Raw genomic sequence first — 19609 nt, 5'->3', positions numbered from 1 at the left:
GTCAATCCGGGGGGGGCTCAGCCACCGACGACATCCTTGAGTCCGGTGGCGATCGACGCGAAGGTCGTGCCGGTCGCCATGGCGGCGGCGATCAGCTTCTGCAGCGACTCGATCTTGTGGTGCAGGCGTTCCGGGTCGAGCGCGCCATCGTTCAGGGCTCGCACCGCGCGCACCAGCACTGCATGCTTGCGCAACTCGCCGCGCTGGAGTTCGCCGCGCTGGCGGCCAAGGATCATGCCGGTCGCGAAACTCATCGTGATGCTGGTGGCGTACTGCAGGAATTCCTGCCACTCGCGCGCATTCGACGGCAGCACCGGGGTGTGGTCGATCAGTGCGATGGCCGCGCTCATCAGCAATACCGACAGCAATGCCATTGCGGCCCCGCCGATCAAGACCCGACCGAAGCTGCGCTGGCTGCCGGAGAGCGCGAAGAAGCCGAAGGGCAGGGGTATGAAGAGCGAGGCAACGCGCAACCACAACGTCGGCAGGTCGAGCGCGATGGTGATCGTGAAGTGGGCGAGCAGCAGCAGCAGCAAGGGCGCGACCCACGGCCACCAGCGCCGCGAGACCGCGGCTTCGGCGCCGTCTTTTTGCGGCTCGGCCGACGCGGCCGGCACCCCGTCGAGCCGGGCCTTCTGCTCGGCGACTTCCTGTTCCAGCGCCTCGATGCGGCTCAGCAGCGGTTTGAAGAGGTACAGGTCGCGCGTGCAGTGCGGGCAGGCCAGCGCAGCGGCGTCAATCTCGCTGACGCAGTAGGGGCACTTCATTTGGCGATGTCCAGCTTCAGGAAGGTTTCGGTTTCGCGCCCTTCGCTGTCCGATACGCGCAGCCGTATCGGATGGGTGCCGGGCGGCATGCGCACGTCGGTCAGCGCGATGCCGCTGGCGCTGACGCCGGCGCGGGCGCGCGGCAGCAGGTCGACCGGTGGCGTGCTGAGGTAGGTCATTTCCACCGTCTTCGGATCGATCTTTGCGCCACCGCGCGCCTTGAACGCGATCTTCAGCGTCAGCGGTGTCACCAGTGAGGCCGCGTCCGGCGCCGGTGCCTCCTGGGTCACGCTGGGGCCACGGGTGATGCCGCGCATCTTCGGAATGTCGGCCTTCGGGCGCGCAGCTTCCTCGGCGGTGATCAGGTCCAGCGCGCAGGCGTTTCCGGCAGCCAGGGCGAGGGCAATGGTCAGGAGCAGGCTGCACACAGTCTGGCGGCGCGCCGTGGCGGTCGTCATGTCGGGATCCTCTCGTTACGCGGCAGTGCGCGGGCTGGGGCGAAGCCGAGAATGTAACGTAAGGCCGGCGCGAGCGGCAGCACCAGCGCGGTCGCCGGAATGTGAAGGATTGATTCGCCGGCACAGGTAAAATCGCCGGATGACTTCTGCCGCACCCGCCCCGCACCAGCCCGCCTTTGTTCATCTGCGCATGCATACCGAGTTCTCGATCGAGGACGGTATCGTGCGCATCGACGACGCCATCAAGGCCGCCGCGGCCGATGGCATGCCGGCCCTGGGCATTTCTGACCTTGCCAACCTCTTCGGCATGGTCAAGCACTACAAGGGCTGTCGCGGCGCCGGCATCAAGCCGGTGGCGGCAGTGGACGCCTGGATCACCAACGACGCGGATCGCGAAAAACCCTTCCGCGTGATGCTCATCTGCAAGCACCGCGCGGGCTACGGCCAGTTGTGCGAGCTCGTGACCAAGTCCTTTCTCGACAACCAGCACCGCGGCCGCGCCGAGATGCGCAAGGAATGGTTCGAGAACGGCGCCGCATCGGGCCTGATCTGCCTCTCCGGCGCAATGCTGGGTGATGTGGGGGCCGCGATTGCCGCCGGCAACACCGAGTCGGCCCGCCGCCTGCTGGGCGACTGGTCGCGGCTGTTCCCGGACAGCTTCTACGTCGAGGTGCAGCGTGCCGGCCACCCCGGCACCGAGAGCTACATCCGGCAGGCGGTCGCGCTGGCCGCCGAGCTGGACTTGCCAGTGGTCGCAACGCACCCGATCCAGTTCCTCAAGCGCGATGACTTCAAGGCGCACGAGGCCCGCGTGTGCATCGCGCAGGGCTATGTGCTGGCCGACACCCGCCGGCCCAAGAATTTCACCGAGGAACAGTATTTCAAGACGCAGGCCGAGATGGCCGAGCTGTTTGCGGATCTGCCGGAGGCGCTCACCAACTCGGTCGAGATCGCGCGCCGCTGTTCGCTGACGATCACGCTGGGCAAGAACTTCCTGCCGCAGTTCCCGACGCCCGAAGGCATGACGCTGGACGACTTCCTCGTCGCCGAAGCGAAGAAGGGTCTCGAAGAGCGCCTGATCGAGCTGTATCCCCATCCGGAAGAACGCGAACGCGAGCGACCGCGCTACGAGGCGCGGCTCAAGTTCGAGACCGACACCATCATCCAGATGGGCTTCCCCGGTTACTTCCTGATCGTTGCGGACTTCATCCAGTGGGGCAAGAACAACGGCGTGCCGGTGGGGCCGGGGCGGGGTTCCGGTGCCGGCTCGCTGGTCGCGTATTCGCTGAAGATCACCGACATTGATCCGACCGCCTACGCGCTGCTGTTCGAACGCTTCCTCAACCCCGAGCGGGTGTCGATGCCCGACTTCGACATCGACTTCTGCCAGGACAACCGCTGGCGCGTGATCGAGTATGTGCGCGAGCGCTACGGCAAGGATGCGGTGAGCCAGATTGCCACCTTCGGCACCATGGCCTCGAAGGCGGTGGTGCGGGACGTCGGCCGCGTGCTCGATCTGCCCTACGGCCTGTGCGACCGGCTGTCGAAGGCGATCCCGGTGGTGCAGAACAAGCCGGTCTCGCTCGAAGAAGCGCTGGAGCAGGAGCCTTCGATCAAGGAGATGATGGACGACCCGGGTGACGGCGAATCCATCCGCGAGCTGTGGGAGCTGGCGCTGCCGCTCGAAGGCATGACGCGCGGTGTCGGCATGCACGCCGGGGGCGTGCTGATCGCGCCGGGCAAGCTGACCGACTTCTGTCCGCTGTATATCGCCGATGGCGAAGACGCCTCGCCGGTGTCGCAGTACGACAAGGACGACGTCGAGCAGGTGGGCCTGGTGAAGTTCGACTTCCTCGGCCTGCGCAACCTCACCATCATCAAGCTCGCGCTCGAATACGTCGAGCGCCTGACCGGCGAAAAGGTCGACCTGATGTCGCTGGGTTTCGGCGACCCGGCGGCCTACCAGATCCTGAAAGACGCGAACACCACCGCGATCTTCCAGGTGGAATCGGACGGCATGAAGAAGCTTCTGAAGAAGCTCGGGCCGGACCGTTTCGAAGACATCATCGCTGTGTTGGCGCTCTATCGCCCGGGCCCGCTCGGCTCCGGCATGGTGGACGACTTCATCCTGCGGAAAAAGGGCCAGCAGGCGATCGACTATTACCACCCGGCGCTTGAAGGCTGTCTGTCGCCGACTTACGGCGTGATCGTGTATCAGGAACAGGTGATGCAGATCTCGCAGATCATCGGGGGATACACCCTCGGTGGTGCGGACATGCTGCGCCGGGCGATGGGCAAGAAGAAGCCCGAGGAAATGGCCAAGCACCGCACGACGATTGCGGAAGGGGCCAAGAAACAGGGCTACGACCCGGAACTGGCCGAGCGCCTGTTCGACCTGATGACCAAGTTCGCGGAGTACGGCTTCAACAAGTCGCACACCGCCGCGTATGCAGTCGTCACCTATCACACCGCTTGGCTCAAGGCCCATCACTGCGCGGCCTTCATGGCCGCCACCATGTCGGCGGATATGGACAACACCGACACGGTGAAGATCTTCTTCGAAGACACCGTGGCCAACGGCATCAAGGTGCTGCCGCCCGACGTGAATGCCTCGAACTACCGTTTCGAGCCGACCGACGCGAAAACGATCCGCTACGGTCTAGGGGGCGTGAAGGGCGTCGGTGAGCCGGCGGTGAACGCGATCCTCGCGGCACGCAAAGAGGGTGGTCCGTTCAAGGATCTGTTCGACTTCTGCAAGCGGGTGGACCGCCGTGCGGTGAATCGTCGCGTGGTCGAAGCGCTGATCCGTGCCGGCGCTTTCGATACCCTGGATACCCACCGTGCGCGCCTGATCGCGTCGGTCGGCATCGCCATGGAAGCCGCCGAGCAGGCCGCCGCGAACGCCGCCCAGGTGGGGCTGTTCGACGCGCCGGAGCACGCCGAATCGCAGGCGATCCAGTATGTCGAGGCGCGCCCCTGGAAGGAGCGCGAACAGTTGATGGAGGAGAAGACCGCGATCGGCTTCTTCCTCTCCGGCCACCCCTACAACGCCTTCAAGGCCGAAGTCGCGCGCTTCATCCGCAAACCGCTGGCGCGGCTGGAGCCGCAGAAGGAGCCGCAGGTATTTGCCGGTGTGGTGTCCGGCCAGCGCATCAAGATCGGCAACCGCGGCAAGATGTGCTTCGTGCAGCTTGATGACGGCACCGCGCAGCTTGAAGTGTCGGTGTTTGCCGAAGTGCTGGAGGCCAACAAGGGCCGCATCGTGCAGGACGAAGTGCTGATCGTCGAAGCCAAGGTCAGCCACGATGACTTCACCGGCGGCCTGCGCATCATCGCCGACAAGTTGATGACGCTGGGTGAGGCGCGCGCGCGTTTCGCCCGCACGCTCAAGCTCGCGATCAATGGCGAAGTGGCCAGCAGTGGTGGCCCGCGCGCCGCCGCGGAGCGTCTCGAAACCCTGCTGGCGCAGTACCGCGCGCAGGGCGAGGGCGTGGCCGGTTGCCCGATCCGACTGCGCTACCGTAACGCGGCGGCCGAGGCCGATCTGCCCTTTGGCCAGGGCTGGAAAGTCCGCCTGGAAGAACCGCTGCTCGAAAACCTGCGCGACTGGCTGAGTCCCGAAGCGGTCGAGATTATCTACAACTGAGGGGAGCGGCGGCGCGATCCCGCGATCTTCGGGTTGCAATTGTCGCTAATGGTGGATTAGCGTGTAGGGCGGCTGTGCTGGCAGGTTTCGATGACAGCACGTCATGCGATGTTTTCGGTCGCACAGACAGGCGGCCCAGGTTTTGCCCCTTCTTCGAGAAAACGGAGCCGTGCTTGGCCGTATCGGGCCGGGCTCCGACAGCGTGAAATGAGGAGTCACGATGTCACTGCCGTCCATTGCCCGTCTGCGGGCACCCAGCCGCGCCCGTTTGGATTTCGCCGAATTTGCCCCTGTCACTGCCGTGCTTTGCACGGCAGTGTTGCTTTCTGCCTGCGGTATGGGAAAACCTCCCGCTTTGGGTAACGAGCCGCCGGAGGTGACGGTGCAGCCGGTGACGGTGCAGGACGTGCCGATCGTGCCGGAATTCGTCGGCCAGACCGAAAGCTCACGGCAGGTCGAGATCCGCGCGCGGGTCAGCGGCTTCCTCGAGAAGCGGGAATATCGCGAAGGGGCGATGGTCAAGGAAGGGCAGCCGCTGTTCCAGCTCGATCGCAAGCCCTTCGAGGCGCAGCTGCAGGTGGCAAAGGCCCAGTTGGCGCAGGAGGAGGCGCGTCTGGTCACCGCCGAGGCCAACCGCAAGCGCATCGAACCGCTGGCCGAAAAGAACGCGGTGAGCCAGAAGGATCGTGACGATGCAATCGGTAACTATCGCGCGGCGGCCGCTGGTGTCGAGGCTGCCAAGGCGAGTGTGATCACCGCCGAGCTGAATCTCTCCTACACCTCGATCCGCTCCCCAGTGAGTGGGTTGGCCAGTTTTGCCAAGGTGGCCGAAGGCACCTACCTCGATCCGCAGAACAGTCTGCTGACCTACGTGGCGGCGCTCTCGCCGATGCGGGTGAACTTCAGCATCTCCGAGAACCAGGCGCTGCAGTTTGGCGAGATGGTGAAGAAGGGGGTCGTGCGTGCGCCGAAGGAAGGCGATTACCGCGTCGAGGTAGTGCTCGCCGATGGCTCGCGCTTCGATGAAACCGGCCGCCTGACCTTCACCGACGCCTCGTTCAGCCAGGAGACGGGCACCTTCCTGGCGCGCGCGGAATTGCCGAACGCGAAGGGCGCACTGCGTCCGGGCCAGTTCGTGCGGGTGCGCCTGCATGGCGCCTATCGCCTCAACGGCATCGTTGTGCCGCAGCGCGCGGTGCTGCAGACCGCTCAGGGCAATCTGGCCTTCGTGGTGGATGCGCAGGGCAAGGCACAGGTCAGGCCGCTGCAGCTTGCCTCGATGCAGGGCGAGAACTGGGTGGTGTCGCAGGGCCTCAAAGGCGGCGACAACCTGGTGGTCGACGGCGGCATGAAACTGCGGCCGGATGTGCCGGTCAAGGTGGTGAAGACGCTCGAGGCCTATCGGGTAACACCCGATGCGCTGCTGACGGCACCGCCCGCAGACCAGTCGCAGCCTGCTGCAAAGTAAGGGAGCCACACGATGATCTCCCACCTTTGCATCCGGCGGCCGATTCTCGCCTCGGTGCTCTCGATCGTGCTCACGATCGCGGGCCTCGCGGCGATGTATTCGCTGCCGATTGCGCAATACCCCGACATCTCGCCGGTGCAGGTCACGATCTCCACCGCCTACCCGGGTGCAGACGCGAAGACCATCGAAGACTCGGTGGCCGCGCCGCTCGAAGCGCAGATCAACGGCGTCGACAACATGATGTACATGCAGTCGACCAGTTCGGCTGCGGGTCAGTACTCGCTGACGGTGTACTTCAAGGTTGGTACCGACCCGGACATCGCGCAGGTACAGGTGCAGAACCGCATCAGCCTGGCGATGACGCAGCTGCCCGACATCGTGCAGAAAGCCGGTGTCAGCGTCGCGAAGCGCTCCAACAGCTTCCTGATGCTGCTGGGCCTGTATTCGCCGGATGGCCGTTTCGACGACAAGACGATTGCGAACTATGCGAACGTGTATGTGCTCGATGCGATCAAGCGTGTGCCGGGCGCCAACCAGGCCTCGATCATGGGCGTGCCGGACCTGGCGATGCGCATCTGGCTCAAGCCCGATCGCATGGCGGCGCTGGGCATCACGCCGACCGACATCCAGCGCGCCGTGTCGGCGCAGAACCAGCAGTTCGGTATCGGCCGCGTTGGCGCTTCACCGACGGATCGCCCGGTCGAACTGACCTTCCCGGTGGTGGCCGGCGGACGCTTCGCCGACCCGACCCAGTTCGAACGCATCATCCTGCGCACAGATGCCAAGGGCGCGGCGATCGTGCGTCTGGGTGATGTCGGTCGCGCTGAAGTGGGGCAGAAGGATTACCTTGTCCGCGCCACGATGAACGGCAAGCCGACCACCCTGATTGCGGTGTATCAGCAGGCCGGCTCCAACGCACTGGATGTGGCGAAGAACGTGCGCGCGACGATGGCCGAGATGAAGAAGACTTTCCCTGAAGGGATGGACTACCTTGTCTCGCTCGATACCACCACCTTCGTGCAGGACTCGATCAACGAAGTGGTGCACACGCTCTTCGAGGCGGTGGTGCTGGTAGTGCTGGTGGTGTACCTGTTCCTGCAGAATTTCCGCGCAACGGTGATCCCGACGATCGCGGTGGTGGTGTCGCTGGTCGGCACCTTCGTCGGCATGACGCTGCTGGGTTTCTCGATCAACATGCTGACGCTGTTCGGCCTGGTGCTCGCGATCGGTATCGTGGTGGATGACGCGATCGTCGTGATCGAGAACGTCGAACGCAACATGCACGAGTTCAAGCTTTCGCCGCGCGACGCCGCCTTCAAGGCGATGGACGAAGTGACCGGGCCGGTGATCGCGATCGTGCTGGTGCTCTCGGCCGTGTTCATCCCTGTCGCCTTCATCAGCGGCACCACCGGGCTGCTGTACAAGCAGTTCGCCATCACCATCGTGATCTCGGTGGCGCTCTCGGGCTTTGTGGCGCTCACGCTCACGCCGGCGATGGCGGCCCTGATGCTGAAGCCCCAACACGGCGAACCGAACCGCTTCTTCCGCTGGTTCAACCGCGTTTTCGAGCGCATGACGGCCAGCTACGCCGCCGGCGTGCAGCTCACGATCAAGCGGGTGGCGCTGGCGATGCTGGTGTTTGGCGTGATGGTCGTGGCGATTCTCGGGCTCTTCAAGCACATCCCGGGCTCTTTCGTGCCGATGGAAGACCAGGGCTACGTGCTCGCCGCGACGATCCTGCCCGACGCGGCAAGTCTGGACCGCACGCAAAAGACCACCGAGCGGGTGGCTGAGGATTTCGCGAAGCTGCCAATGGTGCGCAATACCTCGTCGATTCCCGGCTTCAGCATGATCGATAACCAGATGAAGTCGAGCGCAGGCATCGTCTTCGTCGAGATGAAGCCTTTCGAGGAGCGCGGCGGCGGGCTGCGTGCGTCGGCCAAAGCGGCGGTGTATCAGGTGCGTAAGGCCAGTGCTTCGATCCAGGATGGCGTGGTGGTGCCCTTGATGCCACCGCCGATTCCAGGGCTGGGCAGTTCGGGCGGCTTCGAGTTCTGGATCCAGAGCAAGGGCGGTGCGGACTATGCGGAAGTCGACCGGGTGACCAAGGCGTTTGTGGCGGCGGCGAAGAAGCGGCCTGAACTGGCGGACATGACCACGCTGGTCAACGCGGCGTCTCGCCAGCTGAAGGTCGACGTGGATCGCAATCGCGCAGAGACACTTGGCGTGCCGGTGCAGGACGTGTATGCCGCGATGCAGACCCTGTTTGGTTCGCTCTACGTGAGCCAGTACAACGCCTTCTCGCGCGTGTTCCAGGTGATCTTGCAGGCCGAGCCGAAGTACCGCGAATCGCCGGCCGACCTGCAGAACATCTATGTGCGGCAGTCTGGCGGCAAGATGCTGCCACTCTCGGCGGTCACCACAACCCACTTCACCACCGGCGCTGAGCTGATCAGCCGCTTCAACGGCTTCTCGGCCGCCAAGGTCACTGGCAACGCCGCAGCGGGCTACAGCTCGGGGCAGGCGATCCAGGCGATGGAGGAGGTGGCGGCGGAAACCTTGCCGGACGGTTTCTCGTTTGCCTGGTCTGGCCTTGCCTACGAGGAGAAGCAGGCGGGCGGCACCACCGCGATCGTGTTCGCCTTCGGCATCATCATGGTGTTCCTGATCCTCGCGGCGCAGTACGAGTCCTGGGGCCTGCCGTTCTCGGTGATCACCGCCGTGCCCTTCGGCATTTTCGGTGCGCTGGTGGCGATCTTCCTGCGGGGTCTGGAAAACGATATCTACTTCCAGGTTGGCCTCGTCACCTTGGTGGGCCTGGCGGCGAAGAACGCGATCCTGATCGTGGAGTTCGCGGTGCTCAAGCGGCAGGAGGGGCTGCCGATCGTCGAAGCGGCGGTAGAGGCGGCGCGATTGCGATTGCGACCGATCGTGATGACGTCCTTGGCCTTCATCGCTGGCGCGGTGCCGCTGGCGATCGCGACCGGCGCGGGTGCCAATTCGCGGCATTCGATCGGCACCGGACTGATCGGCGGCATGATCGGTGCGACCTCGCTGGCGCTGTTCTTCGTGCCGCTGTTCTTCGTGATGGTTCAATCGCTGGCCGAGAAGCTCATTGGCAAGAAGGCCGAGTCGGGGGAGGCGCATCATGACTAAGACCTTCCAGTGCTCCGTGATCAGCGTCGCCCTCGCGTCGTTGCTGGGCGGCTGCGCACTGATCCACAGCGAAACCAAGGCGCCGGTGGCAGCGAGCGAGAACTGGCGCACGCAAGCGCCGGACGGCGACGCCGAGAGCGTGCTCGCGAAGGACTTCTGGCTCGCCTACGCGGACCCGGTGCTCAACGATCTGGTCGAGCAGGCCTTCAAGGCGAACCCGGATGTGCGCATCGCCGCGGCCAACGTCGAGAACTACCGGGCACGCGTCACGGCCACCAGTGCGGATCGCTTTCCCCAAGTCGGAGTCGGCGCTCAGGCGGGGCGCGGACAGCGCGGTGACTATCCGATCCACACCAGCAACGTCTTCAGTGTCGGCGTGAATCTCTCCTGGGAGATTGATCTGTGGGGCAGGCTGAGCCGTGCCACGGACGCCGCACGCGCTGACCTGCTCGCACAGCGCGAAGTGCAGCGCGGTGTGTGGCTATCGCTCGCGTCTTCGGTGGCGCAGGGCTACTTCACGCTGCTGCAACTCGATGGCCAGCTCGACATTTCCAAGCGCACGCTCGCGCTGCGCAAGCAGAGTCTCGACCTGTTCCAGCTGCGATTCGACGGCGGCGTGGTGTCCGAGGTCGAACTGTCGCAGGTGCGCTCGGAATACGAGCAGGCGGTGGCCGCGGTGCCGCAGATCGAAGCGGCGATTGCGCGCGGCGAGAATGCGCTGTCGGTGCTGCTCGGCCGCAACCCGGGGCCGATCGCACGTGGCAAGGCGCTCGGCGATCTGAGCGACCCGGAGGTTCCCGCAGGGCTGCCGTCGCAACTGCTGGCGCGTCGCCCGGATTTGCGTTCGGCCGAGGCCCAGCTCGCCGCGGCTGACGCGAGGGTGGACGCGGCAAGGCTGGCGTGGTTCCCGCGCATCAGCCTGACCGGGCTCTTCGGCGCCGCAAGCAACGATCTGTCTTCGCTGTTCGAGAGCGGCACCACCGTGTGGAACGGCGTTGCGGGTCTGACGCAGCCGATCTTCGATGCCGGGCGTATCGGCGCCGGCGTCGACAGCGCAAAAGCCACGCGCGAAGCGGTCGTCGCGCAGTACCAGAAGACGGTGCAGAACGCCTTCCGCGAGGTCGACGATGCGCTGGTGTCGCGGGTGAAGCTGCGCGAGCAGCTCGCGGCATCGGTGCGTCAGGTGCAGTCGCTGACGCGCTACTCGGAACTGGCCCATTTGCGGTACGAGAATGGCTATACCAGTTATCTCGAAGTCATCGACGCCGACCGTGCGCTGTTCTCCGCAGACCTCAACCGCATCGCCACACAAGGCGCCGTGCTGGGGGCGTCGGTTGATCTCTACCGTGCGCTGGGCGGTGCCTGGATGGATCAGAGGATCGCCAAGGGTGGCTGATGTCCTCGATGGCGCGGCCCTGGTCGATGCCGCGCAAGCGTTTGCCACGCTTGCGCATCAGCAGGTCGGTCAGCTGCGCAAGTACACCGGGCAACCGTATTCGGAACACCTGCGGCGGGTCGCCGAAATCGTCGCATCGGTGACCGACGACCCCGCCATGCAGGCCGCGGCCTGGCTGCATGATGTGGTCGAAGATACGCCGGTGACCATCGAAGAGATCGGCCGAACCTTCGGTCCCGCGGTACGCGAACTGGTGGATGCGCTGACCGATGTGTCGCGGTCGCAGGACGGCAACCGCGCCGCGCGCAAGGCGATCGACCGTGCCCATCTGGCGCGCGCACCGGCACGGGCGCAGACGGTGAAGCTGGCGGATCTGATCGACAATTGTCAGGACATCTGCAAGCACGATGCCGGCTTCGGGCGGCTCTTCCTGAGTGAAATGTCGGATCTGCTGGACGTGCTCACCGAGGCGGATCCGAAGCTGATGCAGCGCGCACGCAAGACCCTCGAGAAGTGGCGAACACGGGTGGGAGGCGCGGGTTTGCCGGAGCCCGATAAGGATCCGGCTGCGACCGAACTCCTCGCGCTGCCACGCGCGCACCGCACGCTGGCCATGTTCGCGCGATTCTTCACGGCTGCGGATATCGCGGAACCCTTGCTTTCGTTCGACACAGGCACGGCTGTCGCGACGGCTGACCCCGCCGGGGCGCCCGAGATTCTTGGCGTGCGCGAGCGCGGCGTCGTGCGCGGCTATGTGCGACCGGACCCGGCGGCAACCGGAACATTCGGGGATGGGATGCAAGCCTTCGCGCCGTCGCAGCAACTCGCTGCTGACGCTACACTGTCAGAAGTCGTGCTCGCCCTGACCCGCCACGACCATGTCTTCATCCTCGAACACGATCAGGTCACCAGCTTTGTCGGCCGGCGGCAGATGCAGGGCCCGGAAGTACGGATGTGGCTGTTCGGCATCATCACCGGACTCGAACTGATGGTCACCGAAGGCATTCGTTCGCGTGGGCAGTCTCTCGACTGGTCGGCGCTGATCGGCCCTGCGCGGCTCGAGAAAGCCCGCGCGATGCAGGCGATGCGGGCCGAGGCGGGGCGCCCCGCTGCACTGCTCGATTGTCTGCAACTGTCGGACAAGCTGCGCATTGCGCTCTCGATTGACGACACGCCACGCGCCGTGATCCGCGGCAATTCCAAGGCCGAAAGCCAGCGCCTGATCCGCGATCTGGAGAACCTGCGCAACGGGCTTGCGCATGCTCAGGACATCGTCAGCCACGACTGGGCGCAGATCGCGCGCCTCGCGCGGCGGCTCGAAGAACTGGCGCGCGCGCTGTAAAAGCGCCCGCGTTGCAGTCGCGCGACGTCTGGCCGCTGACGCTTTGCGCCATGCGCCTTGCGCGCGGATAATCGCGCTTCACACTGTGGGAGATACAACAATGAAGGCAATCCGGATCGCGCTGCTGGCCGTTGGCGTCGCAGCGGCCACCCAGGCTCAGGCGGTCGGCGTCGGTGTCCGCGCCGGTACCAACGGCATCGGCGGCGACATCGGTTTCAGCGTGGCGCCAACCTTGCTGGCGCGCGTGGGCTACTCCTACCTGAACTACAGCAACAGCATCGAGCAGACCGACGTCAAGTATGACGGCAAGCTCAAGCTGTCGAATGCAAGTGCACTGCTGGACTGGAGCCCGCTTGGCCCGTTCCGCATCACCGGCGGTTTCATCTTCAACAACAACAAGATCGACGTGACCGGCACCCCGACGGGTGGTAGCTATACGCTCAACGGCCACGTCTACCCCGCCTCTGCGGTCGGTTCGGTCGCCGGTGAAGTGACCGTGGGCAACAAGGCTGCGCCTTACCTCGGCATTGGCTATGGCAACGTCGCCACCACCGGCGTCAATTTCTACTTCGACCTGGGTGTGATGTTCCAGGGCTCGCCCAAGACCTCGCTGAATGCGACCTGTGGCTCCGCCATCGTCGGCACGCCGGCCTGTACGCAACTGCAGCAGGATACGGCGGCAGAACAGGCCAAGCTGTCCGACGAGTTGAAGCGCTTCCAGTACTACCCGGTGGCGAATATCGGCATCACGGTTGGCTTCTGAGCCTTTGGCCGGCCCACATGCGGGCGCCTGCGGGCGCCCGTTGTCTTTTCAGGAATGCATCATGACGCGCGCGCTACTGCTCGACACTGATCTGCTTGCCCCGGCCATTGATGCCGCGCGCACCACGCCGCGCCGGCGCAAGAACCTCAACCTCCACGCCTCCACCGACGAACCGGCGCAGCGTTTCTTCAATGCGATGGAGCCGGACAGCTACGTGCGGCCGCATCGGCATCTGGATGCAGGCAAGGAAGAAACACTGCTGGTCGTGCGCGGTAGCCTCGGGCTGTTCGAATTCGACGCCGACGGCGCTGTGCGCCAGGCAACGCGGGCGTGGGCGGGGGGCGATACCTTCGGCATCCATGTGCCGCTTGGCGTGTGGCACAGCATCGTGGCGCTGGAGCCGGGCACCGTTTTCATAGAGGTGAAGGGCGGGCCCTACGTCCCGTTTTCGCCGGAAGACTTTGCGCCCTGGGCGCCGGCCGAGGGTGAAGCGGGCGTTGCCGATTACATCGCGGCGCTGCGCAACCAACTGGACTGACCCATGCTTGACATCGTCCTCGTTCATCCCGAGATTCCGCCCAACACCGGTAACGCGATCCGTCTCAGCGCCAATGTGGGGGCGCGGCTGCATCTGGTCGAACCGCTGGGTTTTGACTTGTCCGACAAACAGCTCAAGCGGGCGGGGCTGGACTATCACGACCTCGCACACGTCACCGTGCACAAAGACTGGGCGGCCTGTCGCGCAGCGCTTGCGGGCAAGCGCTTCTTTGCCCTGACCTCGCGCGGCACGGTGCGCTACGACACCGTGCGCTACACGCCGGATGACGTGCTGGTGTTCGGCTGCGAGACGGCCGGCCTGCCGCAGGCGATCCGCGATGAGTTCGAAGCCGAACACTGCCTGCGCGTCCCGATGTTGCCGGGCAACCGCAGCATCAATCTCTCGAATACCGTAGCGCTGGTCGCGTACGAAGCCTGGCGGCAACACGGATTCGCGGCAGGCATCTGATCTGCGTGGGCGGCTTGCGCAGCCCGCAGGCACAATGACCCCCGAGGCGATCTGTATCTGAAAGGACTGCTGTCATGCGTCACTGGCCCACGCTTGTTCCCGTTCTGGCGGTGGCACTCCTCGCTGCCGCCTTCCAGTTGCCGCTCGGCGGCGTGCTCACCCTGGCCTGCGCGGCAGCGCTGATGGCGGTTGTGGTGGCCGCGGTGCACCATGCGGAAGTGGTGGCCCACCGCGTTGGCGAGCCCTTCGGCACGCTCGTGCTGGCGTTGGCGATCACGGTGATCGAGGTCGCGCTGATCGTCTCGATGATGCTCGCGGGCGGGCCGGAGAAGGCCACGCTGGCGCGCGATTCGGTGTATGCGACGGTGATGATCATCTGCTCGGGCGTGGTTGGCGCTTGCCTGCTGGCGGGCGCGCTGCGGCATCACGAACAGTCCTTCCGCACCGAAGGTGCCGGTCCGGCACTTGCCGCCTTGGTGACGATGGCCGCGATGGTGCTGGTGTTGCCGGATTTCACCACCTCGGCGCCGTTCGCGCTGTACTCGACCTCGCAACTGCTCTTCATCGCCGTCGCTTCGCTGGTGCTCTGGGCGGTATTCGTGTTCGTGCAGACCGTGCGGCATCGCGACTATTTCCTGCCCCCTGAACACGCCGACGACGCCGACGTCCATGCGGCGCCGCCCAGCAACGCGGCCGCCTGGGGCAGTTTCGCGCTTTTGCTCGTGTCGCTGGTGGCGGTGGTCGGGCTGGCGAAGGTGTTGTCGCCGCGGATCGAGGCTGCGGTCGAGGCTGCCGGCGCGCCGCAATCGGTGATCGGCATCGCCATCGCGATGCTGGTGCTGCTGCCGGAGACCACCGCCGCACTCAGGGCGGCGATGTCCAACCGGCTGCAGACCAGCATGAACCTCGCGCTGGGCTCGGCGCTCGCCAGCATCGGGCTGACGATTCCGGTGGTCGTGCTCGCGGCGGTGTGGTTCCACCTGCCGCTGGTACTGGGGCTCGACCCGAAAGACCTGGTGCTGCTCACGCTGGCCTGCCTGGTCAGCACGATCACGCTGGGCACCGGCCGCACGAACCTGATGCAGGGCGCGGTGCATCTGGTGATCTTCGCGGCCTTCCTGTTCCTCTCGCTGGTGCCCTGATCAGTTCAGTCGGCTGAGGTGGCGGTGCCATGGTGGGCGGCCACGCGCCGGAAGGCGAACCACAGCGCAAGGTCGTAGCTGATCTTCAGCACGCCGCAGGCCACCAGCGGCGCGGCCAGCCAGCCAGCGGCGAACAGCGCGCCACCCAGCGCCGGGCTTGCGGCGGCGGCGAGGCTGCGCGGCACCGCGGTGAAACTGGCTGCCGCGGTGCGCTCTTCGGGTGTGACCACCGCCATCACGAAGGCGCCGCGCGCCGGCACGTCCATCTGCGATAGCAGACTGCGCAGCAGCATCAGCGCAAGGGCGACTTCCACCTGCGGGGCGAAGGCGGCAGCGATCAGGCACAGGCTGGCGGGAATGTGCGTGAACACCATGGTGTTCAAGAGGCCAATGCGGCGCGCCAGAAGTGGGGCGACAAGCTGCGAGGCTGCCGAGGCCAGCCCTGCCCAGAAGAAGAACGAGCCTGCAGCAGTCAGCGAGAGATCGAAGCGGCGGAACAGCCAGAGCGCGAGCAAGGCATTGATCACCAGACCACCGGCGAATGAGTCGATCGAGAACAGCGCGGCCAGCCGCAGCACCACCGGGCGGGAGGTACTCAGCGCGGCTGGTTGGCGCGGCGCGCCCGCGTGCGGTGCCGGCAGGCGGCGGTACAACCACCACACGCCAAGGCCCACCACGCCATACCCGAAGAACATCGCCCGCAGGGCACTCACTCGCGACAGGGTCGTGTGCTGGGCCAGCCAGTCTGGCGCGCCGGCAGCCAGCGCGCCGAGGGCGGCGAACAGCGCACCGAGCAGGCTGTAACGCGCGAACAAGGTGGTGCGCGCCGGGCCCTGCGCAGCGTCGGCGAGGCGGGCATGTTCCAGCGGCAGGAAGACGCTGACATCGCCGGAGCTTGGATTGAGCGTCCCGACGAAGGCCACCAGCAGCAGTGGCCAGTAGGCCGATCCCAGCGCGAAGGCAAAACCGGTCGCGGCCATCAGCAAGGCCGTCGCGCGCAACAGGTCTGCGTGGTGGAAGCGGTGCCCCCACGCGCCGAGGGCCAGCGTGGCAAGCGCGGAGCCCGCCAGCGTGGTGGTCGCCAGGACGCCCACCTCCCAGGTGCCGAAACCGAGCGCGATCAGGTAGGCCGGCAGCAGCACCGCAACATAGCCGTCGACGAGAGCACGCAGCGCGCGCCCGCAGAGCAGCGGCAAGGCCGCCGGCTCGGCGCCGTCGGGCAGCAGCAGGCGCCGGATCAGCCCCAAGCCAGTTTCACCAGCAGGCCGAGCAAGGCGCAAGCGCCGATCACATGGATCACATTGCGCTTGAAGCGGAACAGGGCGATCGCAGCCGCAACCGCAATGGCCGCTGATATCGCATCGAAGCGGCCCGAGAACCCGGCCGGCCACAGCACGTGGTAGCCGAAGAACAGCGCAAGGTTGAGGATCACGCCGACCACCGCTGCCGTGATGGCGGTGAGTGGCGCGGTGAACTTCAGGTCGTTGTGCGTCGCTTCGACCAGCGGCCCGCCTGCGAGGATGAAGAGGAAGGACGGCAGGAAGGTGAACCAGGTCACCAGCGTGGCGGCCACCGCGCCGGCGAGGAACAGGCTGTCGGGGCCGAACACCGCCTTCACATAGCCGCCGACAAAACCGACGAAGGCCACCACCATGATCAGCGGCCCGGGCGTCGTTTCACCCAGCGCGAGCCCGTCGATCATCTGCGTCGGCGTCAGCCAGCCGTAGTGGGTGACGGCACCCTGGTAGACGTACGGCAGCACCGCGTAGGCGCCGCCGAAGGTCAGCAGCGCGGCCTTGGTGAAGAACCAGCCCATCTGCGTCAGATCGTGACGCCAGCCGAAGTGCAAGGCCAGCAGGCCCATCGGGATCAGCCATAGCGCGGCGCCAACGATCGCAATGCTCATCAGCCTGCCCCAGCGGAAGCGCGCATGCGGCGGCGTAGGCGTGTCGTCGTCGATCAGCGCCAAGCCGTACGATTTCTGCGCACTGCCGTGTCCGCCGCCGGTCTTGAATGTTTCAGGCGCCACGCGGCCGCCGAAGTACCCGATCAGCGCCGCGGCCGCGACGATGGTCGGGAAGGGCAGGTTCAGCGCGAAGATCGCGACGAAGGACGCGGCCGCGATGCCCCACAGGATGCTGTTCTTCAGTGCCCGCGACCCGATGCGATGGGCCGCCTGCACCACGATTGCGGTAACGGCCGGCTTGATGCCGTAGAACAGCCCGGCGACCAGCGGCACATTGCCGAAGGCGATGTAGACCCACGACAGCGCGATCAGGATCAGCAGCGAAGGCAGCACGAACAGCGCGCCCGCCACGATGCCGCCCCAGGTGCGGTGCATCAGCCAGCCGATGTAGGTCGCCAGTTGCTGCGCCTCGGGGCCGGGCAGCACCATGCAGTAGTTCAGTGCATGCAGGAAGCGGCGCTCGGAGATCCAGCGGCGGCGCTCGACCAGTTCCGCATGCATGATCGCAACCTGCCCGGCGGGGCCACCGAAGCTGATGAAGCCGAGCTTCAGCCAGAACAGGAAGGCTTCGCGGAAGCTGACCGCTGGCGGCGCGGCGGAGGGTGAGGCGTGCGTCATGTCGGGGGCTCACGGATTGTCCAGGCTCGACGTGGCCCGGATCGTATGCGCGAGATTGTCGCCCGCAGAACGGAAAACGCCCACCGGTTTTAGCCGGCGGGCGTTGGCTTGCGTGAAGTGCTGCGTCAGGCGGTGGCTTCCACCGGCTTCTTCAGCGCATACAGCGCCACGGCGGTGACCGCGGTGCCCGCGACCAGCGCGAGGATGTAGCCGCCGAGGTTGCCCACCGCATTCGGAATCGGCAGCACGAACACGCCGCCGTGCGGCACGCGCAGCGTGCAGCCCAGCACCATCGACAGCGCGCCAGCGGTGGCTGAACCCGCCATCAGTGCCGGGATCACGCGCAGCGGGTCCTTCGCCGCGAAGGGGATCGCGCCTTCGGTGATGAAGGAGATGCCGAGCACTGCGGTGGCCTTGCCTGCTTCGCGTTCGTCTTCCGAGAAGCGGTTCTTGAACAGCATCGTCGCGAGCGCGATGCCCAACGGCGGCGTCATGCCGGCTGCCATCACCGCGGCCATCGGTGCGAACACATCGCTACCGAGCAGGCCGGTGGCGAAGGCGTAGGCCGCCTTGTTGATCGGTCCGCCCATGTCGAAGGCCATCATCGAACCGAGCAGCAGGCCAAGGAACACCGCGCTCGAACCCTGCAGGCCCTTGAGCCATGCGGTAATCGCCCCGAGCACTGCAGCCACCGGCTCGCCGACCACGTAGTACATCAGCAGGCCGACGATGGTGGTGCCGAGCAGCGGCAGGATCAACACCGGCTTGAGGCCGTCGAGGTTGCGGCCGAGCTGGATCTTGTCGTTAAGGAATTTCACCGTGTAGCCGGCGAGGAAGCCCGCGGCGATACCGCCGAGGAAGCCTGAGCCGATCGACGCGGCGATCATGCCGCCGATCATGCCGGGCGCGAGGCCGGGGCGATCCGCGATCGAGTGTGCGATGTAGCCGGCGAGGATCGGCACCATCAGCGCAAAGCCGCTCTTCGCGCCGATCGTGAACAGCGTCCAGCCCAGCGTGCCCTTGTGTGCGTCGTCATACACATAGATGCCGCCCAGTGCGAAGCCGAGTGCGATCAGCAGGCCGCCCGCGACGACGAAGGGAATCATGAAGGACACGCCGGTCATCAAGTGCTTGTAGGCACCGGTGCGCGCGGCCGATTGCTGGGCCTTCACATCCTTCACCTTGTCGGCCATGTCAGCGGCGGCGCCGACGCGTGCTTCGGTCAGCGCAGTGCGGATCAGGGCCGCGCCGTCGTTGATGGCGGCCTTGGTGTTGGTCTCGTAGATGCGCTTGCCGGCAAAGCGGCTTTTGTCGACCTTGGTGTCGGCCGCGATCACGACGATCTCGGCATTCGCGATTTCATCAGCCGTCAGTGCGTTCTGCGCGCCGACCGAGCCCTGGGTCTCGACCTTGATCGTGTAACCGACCGCCTTGGCGCCGCCTTCGAGCCCTTCGGCTGCCATGAAGGTATGCGCGATGCCGGTGGGGCAGGAGGTGATGGCGACGATTTGCGGCCCGCCATGGGCCGCGCGTGGCGTCGCCGTCGGGGCCGCGGGTGAGGGGGCCGGGGTGGCACTGAGTGCAGTGCGGATCAGGCCTTGCGCATCGCGGATCGCGGGCGCGGTGGCGACTTCAACAATGCGTTTGCCGGCGAAGCGCTCCTTCGCCACTTGTGTGTCGGCGGCGATGATGACCAGTTCGGCCGATGCGATGTCGTTCGCGTCGAGCTGGTTACGGGTGCCGACCGAGCCCTGGGTTTCGACCTTGATGCTGTGGCCAAGCGCGGCAGCGGCCTGCTCCAGCGCTTCTGCGGCCATGAATGTGTGCGCGATGCCGGTGGGGCATGCGGTCACGGCAACGATACGTGACATGGTGGATCTC

At 65.9% G+C, this 19609-nt stretch carries 14 protein-coding genes; 9 read left to right on the top strand and 5 right to left on the bottom strand.

What is annotated here, in order from left to right; translation table 11 throughout:
- Positions 1-17: 17 nt before the first annotated feature.
- Both GGR36_RS19845 and GGR36_RS19840 read right to left on the bottom strand, forming a co-directional pair.
- Positions 18-767 carry a hypothetical protein gene (locus tag GGR36_RS19845; RefSeq protein WP_183637573.1) on the bottom strand — a complete coding sequence of 250 codons (750 nt, stop codon included), beginning with the start codon at positions 765-767 and terminating at the stop codon, positions 18-20.
- Positions 764-1225, bottom strand: coding sequence for a hypothetical protein (locus GGR36_RS19840; RefSeq protein ID WP_183637570.1), 462 nt, complete (start codon positions 1223-1225; stop codon positions 764-766). The genes GGR36_RS19845 and GGR36_RS19840 overlap by 4 nt, the downstream gene beginning before the upstream one ends.
- Positions 1226-1364: 139 nt before the next feature.
- Here GGR36_RS19840 and dnaE point away from each other — a divergent pair, with 139 nt between their 5' ends.
- The 9 genes from dnaE (at position 1365) to GGR36_RS19795 (ending at position 15144) form a co-directional block, all read left to right on the top strand.
- A complete protein-coding gene (dnaE, locus tag GGR36_RS19835; protein ID WP_183637566.1) occupies positions 1365-4871 on the top strand; it encodes a DNA polymerase III subunit alpha in 3507 nt (1168 codons plus the stop codon).
- Positions 4872-5208: 337 nt separating this feature from the next.
- Positions 5209-6339 carry an efflux RND transporter periplasmic adaptor subunit gene (locus GGR36_RS19830; RefSeq protein WP_221229639.1) on the top strand — a complete coding sequence of 377 codons (1131 nt, stop codon included), beginning with the start codon at positions 5209-5211 and terminating at the stop codon, positions 6337-6339.
- A 12-nt stretch (positions 6340-6351) separates the two neighbouring features.
- Positions 6352-9495 (top strand): efflux RND transporter permease subunit, encoded by a 3144-nt coding sequence (locus GGR36_RS19825; RefSeq protein ID WP_183637560.1) that lies wholly within the window; start codon positions 6352-6354, stop codon positions 9493-9495.
- A complete protein-coding gene (locus tag GGR36_RS19820; RefSeq protein ID WP_183637557.1) occupies positions 9488-10891 on the top strand; it encodes an efflux transporter outer membrane subunit in 1404 nt (467 codons plus the stop codon). The genes GGR36_RS19825 and GGR36_RS19820 overlap by 8 nt, the downstream gene beginning before the upstream one ends.
- Entirely contained in the window at positions 10884-12233 is a 1350-nt protein-coding gene (locus GGR36_RS19815; RefSeq protein ID WP_207064547.1) for an HD domain-containing protein, read from the top strand. The genes GGR36_RS19820 and GGR36_RS19815 overlap by 8 nt, the downstream gene beginning before the upstream one ends.
- Before the next feature lie 100 nt (positions 12234-12333).
- Positions 12334-12996, top strand: coding sequence for a hypothetical protein (locus GGR36_RS19810; protein ID WP_183637554.1), 663 nt, complete (start codon positions 12334-12336; stop codon positions 12994-12996).
- Between the two features lie 61 nt (positions 12997-13057).
- Positions 13058-13534, top strand: coding sequence for a WbuC family cupin fold metalloprotein (locus GGR36_RS19805; protein WP_183637551.1), 477 nt, complete (start codon positions 13058-13060; stop codon positions 13532-13534).
- A gap of 3 nt (positions 13535-13537) precedes the next feature.
- Positions 13538-14002, top strand: a complete 465-nt coding sequence (locus GGR36_RS19800) for a tRNA (cytidine(34)-2'-O)-methyltransferase (protein WP_183637548.1) — start codon at positions 13538-13540, stop codon at positions 14000-14002.
- A gap of 74 nt (positions 14003-14076) precedes the next feature.
- A complete protein-coding gene (locus GGR36_RS19795; RefSeq protein WP_183637545.1) occupies positions 14077-15144 on the top strand; it encodes a calcium:cation antiporter in 1068 nt (355 codons plus the stop codon).
- A gap of 5 nt (positions 15145-15149) precedes the next feature.
- On the opposite strand, the gene GGR36_RS19790 is transcribed toward GGR36_RS19795, so the two are convergent.
- From GGR36_RS19790 to GGR36_RS19780, 3 genes are all read right to left on the bottom strand, one after another.
- Positions 15150-16391, bottom strand: coding sequence for an MFS transporter (locus tag GGR36_RS19790; RefSeq protein ID WP_242533461.1), 1242 nt, complete (start codon positions 16389-16391; stop codon positions 15150-15152).
- Positions 16382-17728, bottom strand: a complete 1347-nt coding sequence (chrA, locus tag GGR36_RS19785; protein WP_183637540.1) for a chromate efflux transporter — start codon at positions 17726-17728, stop codon at positions 16382-16384. The genes GGR36_RS19790 and chrA overlap by 10 nt, the downstream gene beginning before the upstream one ends.
- A 125-nt stretch (positions 17729-17853) precedes the next feature.
- On the bottom strand, positions 17854-19599 hold the full coding sequence (locus GGR36_RS19780) for a PTS fructose-like transporter subunit IIB (protein ID WP_183637537.1): 1746 nt from the start codon (positions 19597-19599) through the stop codon (positions 17854-17856).
- Positions 19600-19609: the final 10 nt, after the last annotated feature.

Origin of the sequence: Niveibacterium umoris (genome assembly GCF_014197015.1) — a bacterium.
In the GTDB taxonomy this organism is placed as follows: domain Bacteria; phylum Pseudomonadota; class Gammaproteobacteria; order Burkholderiales; family Rhodocyclaceae; genus Niveibacterium; species Niveibacterium umoris.
Note: the sequence above shows the minus strand (reverse complement) of the source record. Positions and strands in the feature narration are given on the sequence as shown.

Bases quoted from the DNA above. Each gene is read 5' to 3' on its own strand.
- dnaE (WP_183637566.1), top strand. From the start codon at position 1,365: ATGACTTCTGCCGCACCCGCCCCGCACCAGCCCGCCTTTGTTCATCTG.
- chrA (WP_183637540.1), bottom strand. From the start codon at position 17,728: ATGACGCACGCCTCACCCTCCGCCGCGCCGCCAGCGGTCAGCTTCCGC.
- GGR36_RS19800 (WP_183637548.1), top strand. From the start codon at position 13,538: ATGCTTGACATCGTCCTCGTTCATCCCGAGATTCCGCCCAACACCGGT.
- GGR36_RS19795 (WP_183637545.1), top strand. From the start codon at position 14,077: ATGCGTCACTGGCCCACGCTTGTTCCCGTTCTGGCGGTGGCACTCCTC.
- GGR36_RS19780 (WP_183637537.1), bottom strand. From the start codon at position 19,599: ATGTCACGTATCGTTGCCGTGACCGCATGCCCCACCGGCATCGCGCAC.
- GGR36_RS19840 (WP_183637570.1), bottom strand. From the start codon at position 1,225: ATGACGACCGCCACGGCGCGCCGCCAGACTGTGTGCAGCCTGCTCCTG.
- GGR36_RS19825 (WP_183637560.1), top strand. From the start codon at position 6,352: ATGATCTCCCACCTTTGCATCCGGCGGCCGATTCTCGCCTCGGTGCTC.
- GGR36_RS19805 (WP_183637551.1), top strand. From the start codon at position 13,058: ATGACGCGCGCGCTACTGCTCGACACTGATCTGCTTGCCCCGGCCATT.
- GGR36_RS19830 (WP_221229639.1), top strand. From the start codon at position 5,209: ATGGGAAAACCTCCCGCTTTGGGTAACGAGCCGCCGGAGGTGACGGTG.
- GGR36_RS19845 (WP_183637573.1), bottom strand. From the start codon at position 767: ATGAAGTGCCCCTACTGCGTCAGCGAGATTGACGCCGCTGCGCTGGCC.
- GGR36_RS19810 (WP_183637554.1), top strand. From the start codon at position 12,334: ATGAAGGCAATCCGGATCGCGCTGCTGGCCGTTGGCGTCGCAGCGGCC.
- GGR36_RS19820 (WP_183637557.1), top strand. From the start codon at position 9,488: ATGACTAAGACCTTCCAGTGCTCCGTGATCAGCGTCGCCCTCGCGTCG.